The sequence below is a fragment of the Rhodospirillaceae bacterium genome (assembly GCA_040219235.1).
Classification (GTDB): domain Bacteria; phylum Pseudomonadota; class Alphaproteobacteria; order Rhodospirillales; family Rhodospirillaceae; genus WLXB01.
The window spans coordinates 15,794-34,444 of sequence record JAVJSV010000004.1 but is presented as its reverse complement, the minus strand read 5'-3'; the positions used below and the strand labels follow the sequence as shown (position 1 = coordinate 34,444).

Sequence of the window (18,651 nt, the reverse complement as noted above, 5' to 3'; positions counted from 1 at the left end):
GGTTAGGTCGCGGCCTCTAGCTTATATCCCGCGCCGCGCACGGTTTGCAGAATGGGGGAGTCGAAGGGCTTATCTATTTTTTGGCGCAGACGGCTGATATGAACGTCGATGACGTTGGTCTGGGGGTCAAAATGATATTCCCATACATTTTCCAGCAACATGGTCCGCGTCACCACATGCCCGGCATGCCGCATAAAATATTCGAGCAGTTTAAATTCTCGTGGGTGGAGGTAAACACGCTGACCTTGCCGCGTCACTTTGCGCGAGAGGATATCCAGTTCCAAATCGCCAACTGAAAGATGGGTGATCTCGCCCTGGGCTTTACCCCGTCGCGTTAACGCCTCGATGCGGGCCAGCAACTCAGAAAGTGCGAAGGGTTTAACGAGGTAGTCATCTCCGCCGGCCTTTAAACCCTCGACGCGATCTTCAACATCGCCCAGAGCGCTCAGGAAAAGAACAGGTGTGGCGATGCCTTCTGACCTGACTGTCTCAACGACTTTGATTCCGTTCGGGCCGGGCAACATGCGATCAACGATCATGACATCGTAAGTTTCAGACAGCGCACGCTCCAGCGCTTGGTGGCCGTCTTCCGCATGGTCAACAACATAGCCGGATTCGCGCAGCCCCTTGGTGATGAAGCCTGCCGCCTTAACATCGTCTTCAATGACCAGAACACGCATTGCTGCCAAACCTCTCGAAGTGTCGTCTCTGGACGGGTCAAACCGCCCAATTGCGACCATATAAGACCACAGTGTAAGCAATCAGGACATTATATAGTTTTCATGTTGCGATTTTAGGGTTTTGATGGGGGTGGACACAAACGCAAAACGCCCCCCCCTTCACGCGCAATAGCCCCCTCCACACGCAATAGATTGGACAACATATGAGCGATTTACACGCCGAATTGGAAGACCTTCTGGTTGGTTTTAGAGACCGCTGGTGCCGTCTCAAGCCAACAGAACTGCGCGAACTCTGGGACCCGGAAGAAGACAACCCGTTTTACATTGCCGAGGAAGTGCCCGGCACAATGTATGGCTGGGGTATGATTGAACCGTACTGGCAGAAAGCAGAGAAAATTCTGCTGAAGTTCGCCATTCGCACCTTCGATATGAAGTGTAAACCGCTGGGAGAGACCCATGCAGCGTTAAATTTTGTGATGCATTGGGATGGGTTGATCAAGGGGATGGAGGATGCGCCCTTGGGTCTCGACGTCCGGGTCTCCGCCATTGTGCGCAAAACCGACCAGGGCTGGCGGTTTTGCCACTATGTGGAATCTCCACTAGGTGCTTTTCCTTACCTGAAAGCCACCTATGTGGCCAATGTCACGCCGGGGTTTATGGATCGTTGAATCACGCAATGTGTTGTTTTCATTGCGATTATGATCGGCGTTTGCGAAATGCGGCACGACGCCAAGCCAGAGTCGAGCGATGCTCAGGAATGCGATATAGTGGCTTTATGAGATTACATTGGACACAAGTGATCACGTCAGCCGGGTCAGTTTTTGGTCTGGCTGTTGTGACCCTCATCGGCGTCGAGGTTATGACCGCTCAGCCTGCCCAGGCACAGGTCGGCCTGCGTGTTAATCCGGCCCCGATCACAGCACCGCTCAATCGCAGCCTCAATACTCTGAACCGGCAAGTCTCTCGAAGTGTGACGCAATTTAGCAACCAGGCGACCCGCAGTGTGGGTCAAATCAACCGGTCGGTTAATCGCAGCCTGAACACGATGAACCGCTACACTTCTGGTCCTCGCGTTCGGTATCCTAGCGGCTCAACCTATCCGCCAAGCAGCCTTGCAAACCGCTCAACCATGCCGCGTTCGTCCTACTATGCACCGCAATCGATACAACCGACGCTGCCGCCTGCGACACCCCAAATGGGATCTGTCGAAATCAATGAGGCGCAACTTGAGGCTCTCAGAGACTCACAAGAAGCAACAGCGAACAGCCAGGCGGCGTTTGGTATTTTGCCCCCGGCTTTGCTCGCACAATTGAACGCCGACCAAATAGGACTGCAAAACGCGGCCCAAAATGTCGCGCTTGAGGCAGAGATCGGTGAGATCATTGAATGGACTTACGAAGGCGTCTATGGCGCTGTTCAGGTGATATCAGAACACACGCTTGGCACGATGCTGTGCCGCGAATTTAAGCAGACGATGACGCTTAACGATGTCACCGAGACTGCCACAGGCAACGCCTGTGCGCGCGGCAATGGACAATGGGCCCGCGCGAACTACTGAGCATTCGGACTGCTCACTTGGTATCAAACAACCTAACGAGCACATCCCGTTTGATTTTACCGCTTGGTGTGCGCGCCAAGGTTTCGGTAATGAGCCACTGCCGGGGACAGGCATAGGGCTCTAGAACCTTTTGACAATGACTCAGCAAATCGCCCTCGGTTAATGCAGCATTTGAGGCCGGAACAACCGCTGCCGCAATCACCTCGCCCCATCTGGGATGGGGCACGCCAATCACCGCGGCATCCATAACAAATGCATGAGAGAGCAACGTCGCTTCGATGGCAGAAGGATAGACCGTATAACCACCGGACGTTATTGCCGCCCCTTCCCGTCCGTCGAGAAACAAATAGCCGTCAGCATCACAATGACCGAGATCGCCAACCGTGGCCCAGTCACCGTCTGTTCTAAAACCGCTGCCGTCCGTCGGCCCGACATAGCCAGAACAGAGCATATGGCTGCGCACCCAAACAGTCCCAACCTGCCCCACTTGCACCCTAACGCCGGAAGCGTCGCGAATTTCGATATTCACGCCATGAAACGGACGACCGACTGACGCAGCGGGAACGGACTCTGACCCTTTCGCCAACGTGACAAAACTGAGTTCAGACGCGCCGTAATACTCGATAATATCCGACATGGGACACACAGCCTTTGCCCTGGTTCGCAAATTTGGCGACAGCTTGGCACCCGCTGTAACGATGTTGTTTATGTTTGAAAATGTGCGCTCTTTGGCATGCTCCAGCAGGACGTCTAGCATGGTCGGAACCATCACAATTGTAGACACCGACTCTGTATTGATAATGGATATCAATGCTGCCGGATCAAAACGCGGCTGAAGAATAGCCGTCGCCCCGGCACACAACGCTTCAATGATAGCGTAGAGTGACAATCCATGACTCAAAGGACCTGGGGCCAGAACGCAATCCGTCTGCGCTGTATTAAATTCAATCGCACTGTGATGAAAACTCTCAGTCCAGGTGCGATGATTACGGATAAACCCTTTCGGGTGTCCGCTTGACCCAGAGGTGAACCCCAACAGAAACGGAGTATCGGGACTTATGATAGGCACACGCGAGTCGAAAGGACTTTCCGTAGACGCCGGAGAAGACACGAGATCGATCAGAATGCGAGGCGTAAGAATTTCTAAGCGCTTTGCTTTATCTTGATGTTTTGCAGCAATTTCTTCATTGCAAATCAAGAGGTCTGGGTCATGATCATCGAGGATGCGCTTCAGTAGAGACTCAGGCCATGCGGGATCACAGAGACAGACATGCCCCCCGGCCAACAGCGTTGCGAAAAACACATCAATAACCACAGGGCTGTTTTGCAGAGCCATCGCAATGCGGGGCTGGGCTTGGTCGGAGCCTAGTTGGGTTTTGATTGTACCAGCTAAGTTTTGCGCGCGCTCTGCAAGTTGCGCGAATGTGTATCGTTCATCGGCGCACACCAATGCCGTTTTGTCCGGCGTCTGGTCAGCGGCTCTGAGAAATCCATCTTGAATGAGATCTGAAGCGGAACCTGAATGAGAGTCTGTCATATCAGAGCGTTTGTTTTGACTCAGGATACGCCCGGCGCACAGCAGATGCGGCGAACGCTGCCAGGGCCGCTTTAACGATATCCCCCGGGATAAACGCAAGCGCCCCCAGTGCTGCCGTACTGATGGGAACCTCTGACACGACAGCGATAACGGGAATGCCACAACAATACAAAACAACAATTCCCCCCAGTAAATTCGCCGCGAACAAACCAACCCAGGATTTTCGAAAGTGTGATGTCAAAAAGCCGATGGCAAGCGCTGCAAGTGGCCAGCCAAACAGGAATCCTGCGCTGGGACCAACGAAGACCCCAAGCCCGCCACGACCGCCAGAGAGCAGCGGTAACCCGATGGCCACCAGCACCAACAGCAGAAGCATTGACAGGGCCGCCCGCCGCGCACCAATCAAACAGCCAGCCAACATAAGCCCGAAGGTTTGGGCCGTGACGGGAACAGGAATAAGCGGCACCGGTAAAGGAGGAAGCAATCCTAACGCCGCCGTCAAAGCCGCAAAGACCGCAATCAGCACCGTGTCTTTGGCTGTCATCCCGGCACATCCCAGCGTTCAAAACCGCGTGCCGTGAGGGCCGCAGACAACTCATCCGCCTGCTTGAGAACGCGGGTTATGACAGGCACAATAGCCGCGATGATTGAACGCTCAATGCCACGTGCGCGTTGCGCGTCCCGGACCTCTTTTACGATCTCCAGCATGGCCGGGATCAGGCGAATGGTGAGCGCGATGAGAAACGCAACGCGCTCTGGAGACACGCCAAACCGTTCCAGCGGTTGGACCAGACCAACAATGGCGTCACTCATATCTGACAGTTTTGTTGTTAAAGTCACAAGGGAGGCGGCCCAGACGAGTGCAATCAGTCTTAAACTCACCTTCATTGCCGTTTCAACACTCCCCAACCAAAGCTGGGCCGCGACAATCAGCAATAGCCAGATCAACAACGGCCTGGTCGTGCTCCACAGTCGTGTCACCCCTAAACCCGCGCCCCAAATAAAGAGTGCCCCGACGAGGAACGCAGCAGCACTTAAACTACCAACGCCCCCGAGCATCACAAGGCTCGCGCCGAGTAAGGCCAGGGCTAATAGTTTACGTCTGGCAGACAGGCGGTGAATTAGACTTTCACCAGGAACGAAAAGACCGACAATCATTGAAAACTCGCACCATACGCTTTGATAACGTCTTGCGGCACTCCATCTTCTTGGATGTGACCTCCCCCGATCCAGAGAACCCGGTCGAAGTTTTTTAGATGCTCCAGGTGGTGAGTCACAAAAATCACTTGGCATTCCAAGGCATTAATTTTTTCAAGAACAGATGCTGCATTACGCCGATCAAGCAGCGTGGTCGGCTCATCACAAATCAGCACGTCTGGATTGCAGATCATAACGCCTGCCAGAGCCACCAATTGCTTTTCGCCGCCCGACAAAAGATGGGCCGATCTATCTGCGAGGTGTGAAATTCCAAAGCGCGCAAGGGCGTCTTTAACCTTCTCCTGCTGTGCTGCAGCTTGAAGTTTGAGTGGTTTTAAACCAAGCGCCAGATCCTCGGCAACAGTTGGCATGACGATCTGATTGTCGGGATTTTGAAATAAGAATCCAACACGTGAGCGAACCTTTGCTCCGTCTTTTTTTGTGTCTAAGCCTGCAACCGTAACCGTCCCGTGATCCGGGAGAATCAAACCATTGAGGAGGCGCGCAAATGTACTTTTGCCAGACCCGTTGTCGCCAATCAGGCCGACGCGTTTTTCTGAGAGCGACAGGCTTAAATTTTCGAGGATCATCCGTTCTTGAAACCGGACGGTGACCGCGTCCAATCTGATGGTCATAGCGGCCAAGCATAAAGCAGAAAGGGTACCGACGTGACAACCACCAGGATTTCCAGCGGCAATCCCATGCGCCAATAATCGCCGAATTTATAGCCACCTGGGCCCATGATTAGCGTATTGTTCTGGTGGCCGATGGGAGTCAGAAAAGCGCAAGACGCGCCAATGGCCACGGCCATCAAAAAGGAATCTGGGTTCGCATTTAACCGCTCCGCAATCTGGATCGAGATTGGGGCCATGACCACCGCTGTCGCCGCATTGTTCATAATGTCAGATAAGGTCATGGTGACGACCAAGACCAGAACAAGGGCAACAACAGCCGGGAATTGATCGGTCAAGGCAACAATGCCCTGGGCAATTAAGTCGGCGGCCCCGGTGCGATCTAACGCATCGCCAACAGGAATCATGCAGGCCAGCAAGATCAGGACCGGCCATTCAATACTGCCATAGGCTCTGCTGGGCGACACAATACGACCGAGAATCATGACAGAAATTGCCACGCCAAAAGCAATCGTGATCGGCACCAGATTGAACACGGCAGCCGCGATTGCCAGCGCAAAAACAGAACTTGCGAAAAGCGCCCGGCGGTGCCGCCCAACACCCAAAGACCGCTTCGCCAAGGGCAAGCACCCCAAACGCCTTAGCGAATCAGAAATCTCATCTACATCCCCTTGCAATAGAAGAACATCGCCAGCCCGGAAGCGAAGCTCATTCATGCGAGTCATGGCACGCTTGCCCTGGCGTGACACTGCCAAGAGATTCATCTGATAGCGCTGGCGCAGCCTGATCTCTTTCAAGCTCATCCCGGCTATGCGCGCGCCGGGCGTGACCACGGCTTCAATCAACCCGATGCGATCAGACTTGATGGCGTCCTTGTGAAGGTCTTTATCACCCACCAGTTCGAGTTTGAAATCTGCAATCGCTTTTTCGAGGGCTTCAGCATCACCGCTCACGGCCAGGATATCTTCCTCGCGTAACCGTTCTGTCATCCCCGGATATGGCATCAGTTGATCGCCACGGATCAGACTTGCAACTGTGACATCTCGCTCCGAAAGCTCATTCATCGCTTCCAAAACAAATCGCCCAACGAGCGACGTATCTTCATTGAGCCGGACTTCCGTCATGTAGGGTTGGATGTCGAATTCAGCATCACCGGAAGACGACGATTTACGGTCTGTTGGGATGAGGCGCCAGCCAATCAAGGCAATAAAAACAACACCAATAGCCGTCACCGGAACACCGACCCAGGAATAGTCAAACATCCCAAATGTTTCACCTGTCCCAGCCGCTCTGAAATTGGACACCAGAATATTAGGCGGTGTGCCGATCAGCGTTGTCATGCCGCCTAAAATTGATCCGAATGACAACGGCATCAGCAACAGGGCCGGAGACATGTTGCTCGTACGCGCGGCCTGCAACGCCACCGGCATGAGAAGCGCTAAAGCACCCACGTTGTTCATGACACCAGATAACGCAGCAGCGAGACCCGCAAGTACAAAAATCAGAAGCGTCGGGCTTTGAGTCTTTGGCACCGCATATTCTGCGATCAGATCAACCACACCGGATTGCCGTAATCCCTCACTCAGCATAAGGACCAAGGCCACCGTGATGACTGCGGGATTGCCAAAACCAGAGAACGCGGTCTCAGCCTGCACAATCCCTGTCGCAACCGCCGCGAATAGCGCGCCGAAGGCGACGAAATCGTAGCGCAGCCATCCACCGATGAAAAACACCAAAACACCAGCCAAAATGGCAAACGCGGAGATTTGGTCTGGGGTCATGCCTACTATCATGGGCCAACTATCACAGGCGGAAGTATCATCAGGTATCGCTTATCGCTGCGTTAAAAAATCTACGCCGACAAGACTTAGCGGCGCAAACCGCGAACCAGGAACGTATTAAACGCCGCTGACTTCGCCCTGCCCTCACGTATTTCTTTATGACCAGGATCGTTCCAGAAACTGGTTGCCGACGCCTGGGTTGGAAAAGCGGCGACTGAAAAATCATGCCCGATCAGATCACCTTCGAGGCGCTCCGTCTCTTGATCCTTCGCCTGCAGAATGTAAGGCACACTGCGATGTAAGAGCTTTTCTTCCTCGGCCTTGGCAAAAGGTTCAAAAGCCTCTTGATCTAAAACACGGTAAATGGATATCAGGAACGCAGGCTCCCCATGGGGCGCTTCATGCTCGTTCCCTTCAATCTTGAAAACGTTGAACTCTCCACCATCTTTGCGGAGTTTCTTGGCTTGCTCATATTCCTGCGAATACCAAAACTTACGAACGTCCTCCGGAGCCTCAAATCGGCCGAGCACAATGGAGTGATCGAACCATGGCCCTTCAAGATGCTCTACCCCCCGCCCGGGCCCACCTATACCAAGGTAAAAGCCGCCAAATTTATCGTAAATGGGCGGCAGGGCAGCTGAGTATTTGGCCATTTTCTCCGGCACGAGAGAATGACCGAGAACAAGGAGGTATCCGGGCGCAGCCATAATGTTTTCCTTTGCACCGGCAATAGATTAGCGGTGTTACCGGTTTGCGGCAAAGACCAAGTCTTGTCAACGGATGGAAAGGGCTTGTTTCAGCCCGTAATCACCCGAAATCAGGACTTTAATAACGTTTTAACGGCCTCTGTGAAGCCAACATGTGTGCGGCCTTTATGCTCAAAAACCGGCCTTTTAGCGAGTGTCGGATGCTCCATAATCAGGGCCATTGTTTTGTTGGCATCCAAATCTGATTTTTCGGCGTCGGAAAGACCGCGCCATGTGGTGCTGCGCCGGTTCAAGACAGCCTCCCACCCGCAGGCATCAATCCAGCCTGCGACCCGGGTCGGTTCTAACCCATCCGTTCTCAGATCGTGAAAATGATGCTTCAGTTCTTCTGCCTTGAGCCATGCCAAGGCTTTACGGCAGGTGTCACAGGACTTGATGCCAACAACGGTGATCATGATATACCTTTATGAAATTGTACAAACGCTCTGAACCTCGCGAGTTGAACTATGTATACCGTCCTCTCTCCTGCAAAGAAATTAGACTTCACGCCTGTTAAGGGCCTGTCTAAGACCAAACCTCTTTTTCCCGATGATACGGCGGAACTGATTGGCCGGGCTCAAAAGTACAAACCCCAAGACCTCAGACGTCTGATGGGAATCAGCGAAGACCTCGCGACCCTCAACGTTGAACGGTTTCATGCCTTCGATGTCAGCGGCAAGGGTGAAACAAAACAGGCAGCTCTGACCTTCGCCGGAGATGTGTATGTGGGCTTGGAGGCAAGCACCCTGGATAAAGAAGACCTCGCGTTCGCGCAATCACACGTCGGTATCCTGTCAGGACTTTACGGCCTGTTGCGACCCTTAGACGGCATGCAACCTTACCGATTGGAAATGGGAACACGGGTGGACACGGAACGCGGAGAGACCCTGTATCAGTTCTGGGATGGCATTGTGACGGATATGGTGGCCAAAATGGTGGCCAAATCCAAGACCAAAACTTTGGTCAATCTGGCCTCGAATGAATACTTCTCGGCAGTTCAGGCGAAAAACCTCGACTTCCCAGTTGTGCAACCCGTGTTCAAGGAAATCAAAGACGGTAAGGCAAAGGTCATCAGCTTCCTGGCAAAAAAAGCGCGCGGCCTGATGGCCCGGCATATCATTGAGAACCGCATCAATGAACCAGACGCCTTAAAGGCGTTCGCCGTCGACCGCTACAAATTTGATGCAAAAGCCTCAACGGACAAGCAATGGGTGTTTACCCGGAAATTTATTCCGGTATCACAGCAGCGCTAAGGCCGGTCAATCGAGACGTAACGTCCAAGGTTTATGCCCCGGACGTTATCATTGATCCCCTTCACATAGGGTTTGACCAATCGCTTACTGACATAAAAATTGAGCGGTGCGATGGGCGCGGTATCCATGGCAATACGCTCAGCGGCGCTCATTAACCGCATGCGCTCGTCGATATCGGGGGATGCGTAAGCACGTTGCATCAACGCATCGTATTCCGGGTTACTGTACTTGGAGTGGTTGTCCCCAATGGCCTCTGACTCAAGCAGATAGAGAAATGTCGAGGGATCGCGATGTTCACCAAACCATTGGTAACGGGCGACTTCATAATCACCGTTGCGAAGATCAGCGTTCAGAACATTCAGATCGCTGTTCAGCAGGCTGACTTCGACATCCAAAGCCCGCTCCCACATGGCGGCAGCCGCAGCGGCCACCCGGCGCAGAACTTCCTGCGTGTTGTAGCGAAAACTGAACGCCAACGGATTGTCCGGCCCATAACCGGCCTCGGCCAAGAGTGCTTTGGCACGCGCGTTTCGCTGATCTTGTGACCAGTCGCGGTACTCTGCAAAGGCGGGCTCATAACCTTTACGGGAACCTTCGGGAATTAAACTGTAAGCTGCGGTCTCGCCGCCACGCATCACGCGCTCGGTCAGCGTTTCACGATCCAGCGCCATACTGAGAGCGAGCCTGACACGATAGTCATCAAACGGCGGCTTGGTGGTGTTGAAGGTGATGTATTCCAGCCCAAGATTCTGAGAGGTGCGCAGATCGTCTTGCAGATTTTCTTTGATCCAGTCGAATTGAGACGGGGGAAAAGAAATGATCATATCCAGCTCGCCGGCCCGGTAGCGATTGAAGGCCGCTGAGAGATCTTCTGTCGTGTAATAAACAACAGACTCAAGGGCCACTGTGTCTGCGGCAAAGAAACTGGGATTGCGCACAACTGTGACCGAGGTTTGGGGCACCCACTCTTTCAGCTTGAAGGCGCCGTTGACCACAATGTTTTCAGGCCGGGTCCATTCGCGGCCATGCGCTTCCACAGCCCAGCGCGGCACAGGGAAACATCTATGGACAATGAGTTCCAAAAAGAACGGTGTTGGCGCTTCAAGTCTAATCTCGAGTGTGCGGTCATCAACGGCGATCACCGCCAGATCCTCAACGGGCAGCTGGCCACCATTCACGGGCCTGGCGTTCTCGATCATATAAAGCATCGGCGCACCACGCGATGCGGTTGCCGGGTTCAACATGCGTTTAAAAGCATACTCAAAATCAGACGCCGTGACCGGCGTGCCATCCGACCACACCATGTCTTCACGCAAGGTGAAGACATATGTTTTGCCATCCTCAGAGATCGTCCAGCTTTCCGCCGCCCCCGGCACAACGTTGGTATCCGCATCGACCGTTGTTAGGCCGACAAACATCTCGAAGATGATGTTCATCGCATATCCGCTGGTGGTCAGATGCGGATCAAGAGAGTCCGGCTCCCCAATATTGCCGCGATGAAATACCCCGTTCGCAGCAGCGGGCAGCGCGATGATCAACGCAACCATCACGAGCGCGATAGACTGCATCTGCTTTTGCCAATTGACGAGTGTCATGATGCTATGAACCTAACCAGTCTTGAGTGAACTGGGATATACTGTAACCCTGGCCCCCCCGGACTGAAAGCCTGGAAAATGCAGCACTGCTTATATGCAACACAGATGTAAATCATAATGTCGGCACAAGACGATCTGGTCATCGCCTTGAACCTGCTGTCCAAGACAGACAAGACGCTTCGGCGCGCCATCAAGACGTATGGCATGCCTCAAACGCGACGCTTAAAGCCAGGCTTTGCAACGCTCGCCCGCATTATCGTTGATCAACAAATCTCAACCAAGGCTGCCGCCGCCATTTGGCTTCGACTTCACAATTCGCTTGGAGGCGTCACGGCTCAAAATATTTGGGATGCGCGCGACCTAACACTGAAAGAGGCGGGGTTAAGTGGCAGTAAAATTAAAACCCTGCGCGCCCTCTCCGCTGACATCTTAAGCAACAGGTTGAACTTCAGAAGCCTCAGCCGGAAACCGGATCACCAGGTTCTGGATCGGCTAACCACCATCTGGGGCATTGGCCCCTGGACCGCAGAGATTTATTTGATGTTCGGGATGGGACGACCTGACATTTGGCCGGCTGGTGATCTCGCGCTGCGCACAGGGTGGCAGGTGATATCAGACAGCCCAGACCGAATCAGTGCTGAAGACCTCGCAAATCTTGCGGAGCATTGGCGCCCACATCGAGCAGCCGCAGCGGTTTTGCTCTGGCATGCCGTTGGCGCGAGTCGCGATAAGAAAGCCAGCATTTGAACTCATCATTGGTCATAGGCGGCCTATATAAATTAGCTGCGGCCTCTAAATTGGACACGGCCTAAAATTGCCCTTGCAATAGATCCACCGTTTTTGAACTCTAAAAACCGATGGGGGTGACTGCAGTGAACCGGGACAACATCGGCACTGCGCGTCATAGAACTTAACATTACAGCCGCAGACTTCAGCGTTGAGCGGTAGAGCATATGACATGGCGAACACGGGCGAGACGAGCCGCGGCAAATCCGTACAGGAACAACGACGGGCGGCAAAAAACAAAGCCCGGCGCGCACAACGCGAGGCACGCCGGACGAAGCCGCTCAAACAAAGCCGCAGCTTAACGTTTATTATCATAAACGCCTCTGGCATCGCACTCGTCGGAACCATGCTCTGTGTGTTGCTCTTCCGCTCCGCGATCGCTATGGGCGTTGCGGTTAACCAAGAACTGCAAAGCTTGGTGGTTATGATTGGGTTCCTTGTTCTGTTCCTTGGGTCTTTGGTCATATTGATGAACAAATACATGCCGCGTGGCTGGTTAGAATCACAAGAACAAAGGCTCACAAGACAGACGAAAGGCTTCAAACCGCCGAAACAAAAATGGGGTGGCGCTTTGGCTGATCGTCCACAACGTTTTGAAAAAGTGTTTGATGATCAGCGGGTATCGCGTGCGGCAGCCCCCGCGTCTCTGGAGGATGGCGATGGGTTTAGCAGTGACATGACTATGCCGAATGCTGGACCAGCCGGTCTTGAACAAGACATTAACGCAACATCCCCTGCCGATGATTCTGGATTGGAGGATGCTGAGCCTCTTACAGATCAAATAACCAACGAAGAAACGGGAACAGAAAGCGCACCCTCGAAAGCCGACAGTGACCCTGAGAAAATGACCAAGGTCTTAGAGCAACTTAAAGATATCATTGTCGCTGTATCGCACGTGCTGCAATCGCGCGGCGGTAAAATAGACAGACACGGTAAATTTGGACTGAACCTCTACTTCGCTGGTGCGTGTTCGAAGTTGAGCCGTCATTTTGCATTGACTGCAGACGAAGGAAGAGCGCTGCTCGCACGGCTTATGGAGATGACCGGCGCAAATAAATCCGCTGCTCATGCGTTTGCAAAAAGTGTCAATGCGTATGGTGAGCACCCAACGTACCGGACCATGATTGATGCCGGCAACAAAACCATATCCATCAAGTTAGACGAGAGCGATGAAACAGGACCAGACCTGAGAACGCTTCTGGATGACTGGAGTGCTGCTGAAGAAGAGACTGAAATACCGACGACGCATACTTTTATGTTCACAGACATAGTTGACTCAGCAGAGCTCACGACACAACTGGGAAACATGACCATGCAGAATGTTGTCAGGACCCATAATAAAACAGCCCGCTTAGCGCTGGAACGTTTTGATGGGCGAGAACTTCAACACACGGGCGACGGCCTCATGGCCAAATTCAATACGGGCCGGTCTGCCGTGAACGCTGCCATCCAAATCCAGCAGGAAGTCGATCTTTTCAACCGCCAAGAACCTGACCTCGCCTTCGTCGTCCGCATTGGCCTTCATGTTGGCGAAGCCATACTCGACGGGAAGCAGTACTTTGGTGCGGCCGTCCAAAAAACCGCTGCCATCTGTGCCGAAGCAGACCCTGAAGAAATCTGGGTCAGCAACGACATCTATGAAGCCTGCAACGAAGATACGGATCTTTTCACTTATTGCGGCGACTACACACTACAGGGTGCAAAAAAACCTGAACGGCTGTTTATCGTTGAATGGCAACCGATTCCTGACAAAACCAATACCAAGATCGATTATCAGGACATTGGCCGTAAGTAATTAAAGCGACGACTACGCCCACCCCCCAGCAATCGGCATGATATGACCAGTGATAAAGTCAGCGCGTTCAGACGCCAAAAACGCAATCAATTCGCCCACCTCTTCAGGTTTACCCAAACGACCAAGGGGCACCTTGCTTGTCATTTTGGCAAGCGCGTTTTTGTCCTCAAGCAACGTCTTGGGAAAGTAACTCTCGCTTTCGACATAATTTGGCGCGACGGCATTGACCTGGATATTGTCCCGCGCAAGCTCCTTGGCAACCGAGAGGGCTAAAGCGTTTGCGCCCCCTCGCCCAGCGGCATACATGCAGTAATTGGGTAAGCCATGAAAAGGGGCCGCTGAGGTTACAAATACAATCTTACCCTGACGACGTGGCTTCATGTGAAGCGCTGCCGCAGACGCCGTTTCAAAGGGCGCAACCATCAGCGCTTCTAAGCCGCGCCGGAAGTCATCAGCCGTTGCCTCACCCATCGGCGCACGTAAAGCCGGAAAGAAGTCATTTACGACCGCAATATCGATTTTTCCGCAAAGATTAAAGACCTCATCAACGGCCTCTGCCCCTCGTGACGCTGAAAGCGCATACAGATCAGGGTGGTTTTCAGCAAAAGCCGCTTTATGTGACGCATCAAAAAAGCGTTCGTCATGACAGTACACGGCGGCACCGTGGGCCTGCAGGACTTTAGCAGCTGCAAGGCCGACGAACTGATGCGTATTGGTTACAATGGCTGTCTTTCCTGACAACATGCCTGATGCCATGACCTTGTGCCTCCTGATTTACGAGCCTTGAGGGCAGCATACATGCGCCACAGCGGGCGATACACCCTGGAAGATTTCTTCAAATTGTGCGCTGGAAGCCTGTGTTGACGTTGACCCAGCCGTGGAAGGCGTTATTTTGCGCCTCAGACCGCTGGGGATACCCCTCCAACATCTGGAAGGCTGAAGCCCAGTCCCACAAGACCAGGCCAGCAAAGACCAGGCGAGAAAGGACGAATTCGTTGTCAGATCAGAACACCACACCGCCCGCAGAGAATACACCGCCCGCGAACGACGCCGAGCAAAATCGGATGCCGCCACCTTTGTTCTACAAAGAGCCACGGCCAGTCACCGCTGACGCACATGGTGATTTTAAAATCAGACCGACATTTGATTTTGCCCACGCCAATCAAACAAATGCCGTCCCCCTTACCCTGCCTGAATTTGTTCTGTCAGCCCGCCACTACCCCATCGTCTTTGTCGGCAAGGACCTTGTGCCAACGGCAGCCCTTGGTTTCAGACCTGACCAAAACGTCTTCGTCGATGACAATGGGACCTGGGAGAAATTCTGCTACGTGCCAGCTTATGTCCGCCGCTATCCCTTCATCCTATTGGGCCGCCCTGGCGATGAGAGACTTCAGTTGGGCATTGACCACGAAGCCAAATCATCGGCCTCTGATGCGCGGGCGCTGTTCAACGGAGAAAAAGAGACAGAGACCGTCACTGAAGCATTGGATATGTGCCAGCAGTTTCATGGTGCCTATCAAGCGACAGCCGAGTTCTCCAACATGCTGAAAGAGTCCGGCTTGATGGAAGAACGCACACTCGAAGTCGACATCGCCGATGGCGAGAAAATTGATATCGGTGCCTTTGCGTCGATCAACGAGCAAAAACTGCGCGAAGTCCCGGATGAAACTTTCTTGGAATGGCGCAAAAAAGGCTGGCTCGCCGCCATGTACTTCCACGTGGCGTCGCTGAATAACTGGGAACAGATTATGGGACGCCTGCCGGAAGCGCAGCAAAAAAACCCGGCCTCTTTGACCACTTAGAAAATACGAGAGGGCGGCGGGATATCTCGCCGCCTTTCTAACTGTTAGGCGTTACAGGTCTACCTTATTCATCCATTGTAAAGCGCCACTCAAGTGAGGGTCGTTTTACAATTTTATCGTACCAAGCTGAGAGTTGGGGGCGACCCTCTCGCCAGTTAAAGGCGTCATCACCATCTACAATGACATACTCCTGAATCGGATTGCGAAGATCAAGATAGCTGAGCCCCCCGGCCATACAGATATGGCCAATGTGGAAATCAGCGTTTTTAAACTGCGGGACTTCCACCTCCATACGATCCAGGCAGCCGATCATTTTGCGGCGCTCCCGGAGCATATAATCTAGATTCCAGTCTTTCTTATCTCGCCACCCCTCGACCCTTAACAGGGTGGTGGCATCAAACATGCCATCCCCCAACATCATTTGACGGAGCGCTGGCCAGCGCGCGGCACCCGTTGGAAAGACGTGCTTCCCAGTGGTCGAGAGGGAATCCAAATATTCACAAATGACCAGACCGCCATATAACGGATCACCATTATCGAGCACCAAGGCTGGCACCTTACCCATCGGGTGGAAATCCCAGATCGTTTCGCCATCAAAAGGCCGGGTGCGCTGAAACTCCAGGCGGTCAACGATGCCACCTTCATGGGCAACCACCAGGACTTTGTGGATATATTCAGGGTTCGGCGTAAAGACGAGTTTCATGCGAGATGTTCCTATGTGAACTGGCGTATAGCGGTGGAATTTTTAGTGGGTCAAACCATAAACGATTCTGCTTCGCACTGTCATCTGACGAATAACTGGAGTCGGCACATTGACAGCTTAAGCCGCTGCCGATTAAGAGCGGTCATGTCTCTTCATAACCAATCAGATGGCGAAAATAACAAAACTGGCACAGTGTCGGCTGATGAGGCTAAGGCGACTGGTAACGCAGCGCCCCCCATTGAAAAACCCAGCTCTATATTCTCGGTATGGGGCACACTGCGTCTCGCGACATTTCGTTCCTTCTGGATTGCCGGGCTGTTCTCACTGATTGGCACCTGGATGCAAAACATCGGCTCGGCCTGGCTGATGACAGATCTTTCCGATTCTCCACTGCTGGTCGCCATGGTCCAAGCCTCGCAAATGTTACCGATGCTCTTCCTGGCCTTTATCGCTGGATCCCTGGCGGATATGATCGACCGTCGGCGCTATATGATCGCTGTGATGTGGTGGATGATTCTGGTGACCGTAACTCTGGCCGGAATGACGCACCTGGGACTGACAACCCCCGGATTATTAATTTTCTTCACGCTTCTCCTGGGCGTTGGCGGCGCTTGCCAAATGCCAGCCATGTCGGCGACGTTGCAAGACATCGTGCCGCGTTCAGAAGTCGTGAACGCGGTAACGCTCAATTCTCTGTCCATGAACATATCACGACTGATCGGCCCGGCGCTTGCTGGACTGTTAATCGGGTGGGCTGGTGTCGCCCCCGCATTTTTGGTTAATGCGCTGAGTTACTTGATCTTCATGTGGGTGGTCTATCGCTGGGAAGGCCCGCCAATGCGACCAGCCCAAAAGCAAAGCTTGTGGTCCAACATGTCCGCCGGTGTCAGGTATGCGCGCCGGGCAAAACGCTTTCAATCTGTGCTCATTCGCGGCTCTGTCCACTTCTTCTGCGCCAGTGCACTGATGGCATTGCTCCCGCTCCTCGCCCGTTCAGAGCTGGGCGTCGGTCCGGAAGCGTTTGGCACACTGATGGGAGCAATCGGTGTCGGGGCCATCGTCACGGCGCTGTTTATAGCCCCAGCGCTCAATACCCGGTTTTCAAGGGATGCGACTGTCTTTTGGGCCAGCCTGATCATCGCCATCGCCCTTTACGGTGTTGGCGTGGTGAGAGACATTAGACTTTTTGCAGTGGTCTTGTTCTTCTTCGGTGGGGCATGGATGATTTGCATGCTGTCGTTTCAAGTGGCGGCGCAAATGGTGCTGCCGTCTTGGGTGCGGGGGCGCGGTTTATCGATGACCATGATGAGCTTCACAGCGGGTATGGCGGGGGGCGGCATCATCTGGGGGGCCATCGCCAACGCCACCAGCATGGAGATCACCTTTGATATTGCCGCCGTGGCTATGGCAGTTGGCACTCTTGCAACGGCGCGGTTTCACATTTCAGGTAATGAAACGGAAGACGCATAAGCACAGCTAAGTTGGGTAAACGCATGTCTGGTAAACGCATATCTCGCAAACTCATCATGACGAAGTATGGTGATGACTTCGCCGCCTGCACACAGATTGTCGATGCTGAAATTGGCGAACCCGGGCCAGGAGAAGTCCTGGTCCGTAATGTCTATGCCGGCGTTAATGGGGTATACGACCTCAATATGGTTCGCGATGCCGTCAGTTATATCAGCTACACGCCGCCCACTGACATGGGCATAGAAGTTGTTGGGCGGATTGAGAAACTCGGCCCTGGCGTGAGCAACTTTGAGGTTGGCGATTGCGTCGCAACCTGGAAGGTGGGCACCGGTTATCGAGATTATCAAATTGCCGAAACATCACGCTTATACAAAGTGCCAGCGGCTTCCCCTGAAATTCTATGCCTCATGCCAACAGGGATTTCTGGCATGGTTGGCATTGAACAAGTTGGTGAAATGAAATCTGGCGAAACCGTTGCCGTTTCCGCCGCCGCAGGTGGTTTAGGGCACATCATAGTTCAATTGGCCAAAAAAGCTGACAATCACGTGATTGGCCTCTGTGGCTCGGACGAGAAAGCTGACCGGCTGAAACAGATTGGCTGTGACAGAACCATTAACTATCGCCGCGAAGATGTTAGCGACGTGCTCAAGCGGGAGTATCCGAAGGGACTCGACATTGCCTATGACTCGGTTGGCGGCGCAATATACGACGCTTTTGTGGATAACCTGGCTATCAAAGGACGCCTGGTCATTTCAGGATATACGTCTGAGGTTGGAAAACCTTGGGAACAAATCACCGGCCCAAGGCTATATCAGAAGCTTTATTTCCGCTCCGCGTCGGTCAGAGCCTTTATAAACCCTCACTTTGAGGCGTTTCATCCCGATGCGGCAGAGCGGCTTATTGGGATGTATCAGCGGGAGGAATTAACAGTATTTGTAGACCCCATCTCCTTTGTGGGGCTGGAAGATGTACCTGGCGCTGTGCAACACTTGCTCAGCGGGAAGAATCTTGGGAAAGTAGTGGTGAAGTTGGAAGACTAACCCCTTTGACCTCAAAAAATTAGATTCCTCTTCTACTGGGGCAGCAAATCACAACGCCGCTGCCCTTCATCAGGGA

19 protein-coding genes are annotated in these 18,651 nt (G+C 53.2%); 8 read left to right on the top strand and 11 right to left on the bottom strand.

From position 1 onward, the window contains the following. Positions 1-2: 2 nt before the first annotated feature. On the bottom strand, positions 3-680 hold the full coding sequence (locus tag RIC29_01045; GenBank protein MEQ8733482.1) for a response regulator transcription factor: 678 nt from the start codon (positions 678-680) through the stop codon (positions 3-5). Positions 681-883: 203 nt separating this feature from the next. Between RIC29_01045 and RIC29_01040 the strand changes: the two genes are divergently transcribed. Both RIC29_01040 and RIC29_01035 read left to right on the top strand, forming a co-directional pair. Beyond that, on the top strand, positions 884-1,348 hold the full coding sequence (locus RIC29_01040; GenBank protein ID MEQ8733481.1) for a hypothetical protein: 465 nt from the start codon (positions 884-886) through the stop codon (positions 1,346-1,348). Positions 1,349-1,455: 107 nt separating this feature from the next. Next, positions 1,456-2,238, top strand: coding sequence for an RT0821/Lpp0805 family surface protein (locus RIC29_01035; GenBank protein ID MEQ8733480.1), 783 nt, complete (start codon positions 1,456-1,458; stop codon positions 2,236-2,238). Between the two features lie 13 nt (positions 2,239-2,251). Here the strand turns inward: RIC29_01035 and RIC29_01030 are convergent, their stop codons facing one another. The 7 genes from RIC29_01030 to RIC29_01000 all read right to left on the bottom strand — a co-directional run bounded on the left by RIC29_01030 (position 2,252) and on the right by RIC29_01000 (position 8,547). Then, the gene (locus RIC29_01030; protein MEQ8733479.1) at positions 2,252-3,775 is read right to left on the bottom strand and encodes an AMP-binding protein; all 1,524 of its coding nucleotides are present in this window, start codon (positions 3,773-3,775) and stop codon (positions 2,252-2,254) included. 1 nt (position 3,776) lies between these two features. Further along, positions 3,777-4,319, bottom strand: a complete 543-nt coding sequence (locus tag RIC29_01025) for a biotin transporter BioY (protein ID MEQ8733478.1) — start codon at positions 4,317-4,319, stop codon at positions 3,777-3,779. Continuing rightward, positions 4,316-4,933 (bottom strand): energy-coupling factor transporter transmembrane protein EcfT, encoded by a 618-nt coding sequence (locus RIC29_01020; GenBank protein ID MEQ8733477.1) that lies wholly within the window; start codon positions 4,931-4,933, stop codon positions 4,316-4,318. Before RIC29_01020 ends, RIC29_01025 begins: the two co-directional genes overlap by 4 nt. After that, positions 4,930-5,607, bottom strand: a complete 678-nt coding sequence (locus RIC29_01015; protein MEQ8733476.1) for an ABC transporter ATP-binding protein — start codon at positions 5,605-5,607, stop codon at positions 4,930-4,932. Before RIC29_01015 ends, RIC29_01020 begins: the two co-directional genes overlap by 4 nt. Further along, positions 5,604-7,385: an SLC13 family permease gene (locus tag RIC29_01010; GenBank protein ID MEQ8733475.1), complete on the bottom strand. Its 1,782-nt coding sequence runs from the start codon at positions 7,383-7,385 to the stop codon at positions 5,604-5,606. Before RIC29_01010 ends, RIC29_01015 begins: the two co-directional genes overlap by 4 nt. A gap of 86 nt (positions 7,386-7,471) precedes the next feature. Continuing rightward, positions 7,472-8,092: a DUF1330 domain-containing protein gene (locus RIC29_01005; protein MEQ8733474.1), complete on the bottom strand. Its 621-nt coding sequence runs from the start codon at positions 8,090-8,092 to the stop codon at positions 7,472-7,474. Positions 8,093-8,202: 110 nt separating this feature from the next. Beyond that, positions 8,203-8,547, bottom strand: a complete 345-nt coding sequence (locus RIC29_01000) for an arsenate reductase (GenBank protein ID MEQ8733473.1) — start codon at positions 8,545-8,547, stop codon at positions 8,203-8,205. A 51-nt stretch (positions 8,548-8,598) separates the two neighbouring features. Here RIC29_01000 and yaaA point away from each other — a divergent pair, with 51 nt between their 5' ends. After that, positions 8,599-9,384 carry a peroxide stress protein YaaA gene (gene yaaA / locus RIC29_00995; protein ID MEQ8733472.1) on the top strand — a complete coding sequence of 262 codons (786 nt, stop codon included), beginning with the start codon at positions 8,599-8,601 and terminating at the stop codon, positions 9,382-9,384. Here yaaA and RIC29_00990 read toward each other — a convergent pair. Next, the gene (locus RIC29_00990) at positions 9,381-10,979 is read right to left on the bottom strand and encodes a peptide ABC transporter substrate-binding protein (protein ID MEQ8733471.1); all 1,599 of its coding nucleotides are present in this window, start codon (positions 10,977-10,979) and stop codon (positions 9,381-9,383) included. The two genes, yaaA and RIC29_00990, sit on opposite strands and share 4 nt — an antisense overlap. Before the next feature lie 117 nt (positions 10,980-11,096). Here RIC29_00990 and RIC29_00985 point away from each other — a divergent pair, with 117 nt between their 5' ends. Together RIC29_00985 and RIC29_00980 are read left to right on the top strand one after the other, a co-directional pair. Further along, positions 11,097-11,726, top strand: a complete 630-nt coding sequence (locus RIC29_00985) for a DNA-3-methyladenine glycosylase 2 family protein (protein ID MEQ8733470.1) — start codon at positions 11,097-11,099, stop codon at positions 11,724-11,726. 211 nt (positions 11,727-11,937) lie between these two features. Continuing rightward, positions 11,938-13,560: an adenylate/guanylate cyclase domain-containing protein gene (locus tag RIC29_00980; GenBank protein MEQ8733469.1), complete on the top strand. Its 1,623-nt coding sequence runs from the start codon at positions 11,938-11,940 to the stop codon at positions 13,558-13,560. A gap of 12 nt (positions 13,561-13,572) precedes the next feature. Here RIC29_00980 and RIC29_00975 read toward each other — a convergent pair whose 3' ends face one another. Beyond that, positions 13,573-14,316 (bottom strand): SDR family oxidoreductase, encoded by a 744-nt coding sequence (locus RIC29_00975; GenBank protein MEQ8733468.1) that lies wholly within the window; start codon positions 14,314-14,316, stop codon positions 13,573-13,575. A 239-nt stretch (positions 14,317-14,555) separates the two neighbouring features. On the opposite strand from RIC29_00975, the gene RIC29_00970 reads away from it, so the two are divergent. Further along, positions 14,556-15,362: a SapC family protein gene (locus tag RIC29_00970; GenBank protein MEQ8733467.1), complete on the top strand. Its 807-nt coding sequence runs from the start codon at positions 14,556-14,558 to the stop codon at positions 15,360-15,362. Positions 15,363-15,426: 64 nt separating this feature from the next. Here RIC29_00970 and RIC29_00965 read toward each other — a convergent pair whose 3' ends face one another. Next, entirely contained in the window at positions 15,427-16,065 is a 639-nt protein-coding gene (locus RIC29_00965) for a glutathione S-transferase N-terminal domain-containing protein (protein ID MEQ8733466.1), read from the bottom strand. Positions 16,066-16,209: 144 nt separating this feature from the next. On the opposite strand from RIC29_00965, the gene RIC29_00960 reads away from it, so the two are divergent. Together RIC29_00960 and RIC29_00955 are read left to right on the top strand one after the other, a co-directional pair. Next, positions 16,210-17,535 carry an MFS transporter gene (locus RIC29_00960; protein MEQ8733465.1) on the top strand — a complete coding sequence of 442 codons (1,326 nt, stop codon included), beginning with the start codon at positions 16,210-16,212 and terminating at the stop codon, positions 17,533-17,535. Between the two features lie 23 nt (positions 17,536-17,558). Continuing rightward, positions 17,559-18,575 carry a zinc-binding dehydrogenase gene (locus RIC29_00955; GenBank protein ID MEQ8733464.1) on the top strand — a complete coding sequence of 339 codons (1,017 nt, stop codon included), beginning with the start codon at positions 17,559-17,561 and terminating at the stop codon, positions 18,573-18,575. Positions 18,576-18,651 lie beyond the last annotated feature (76 nt).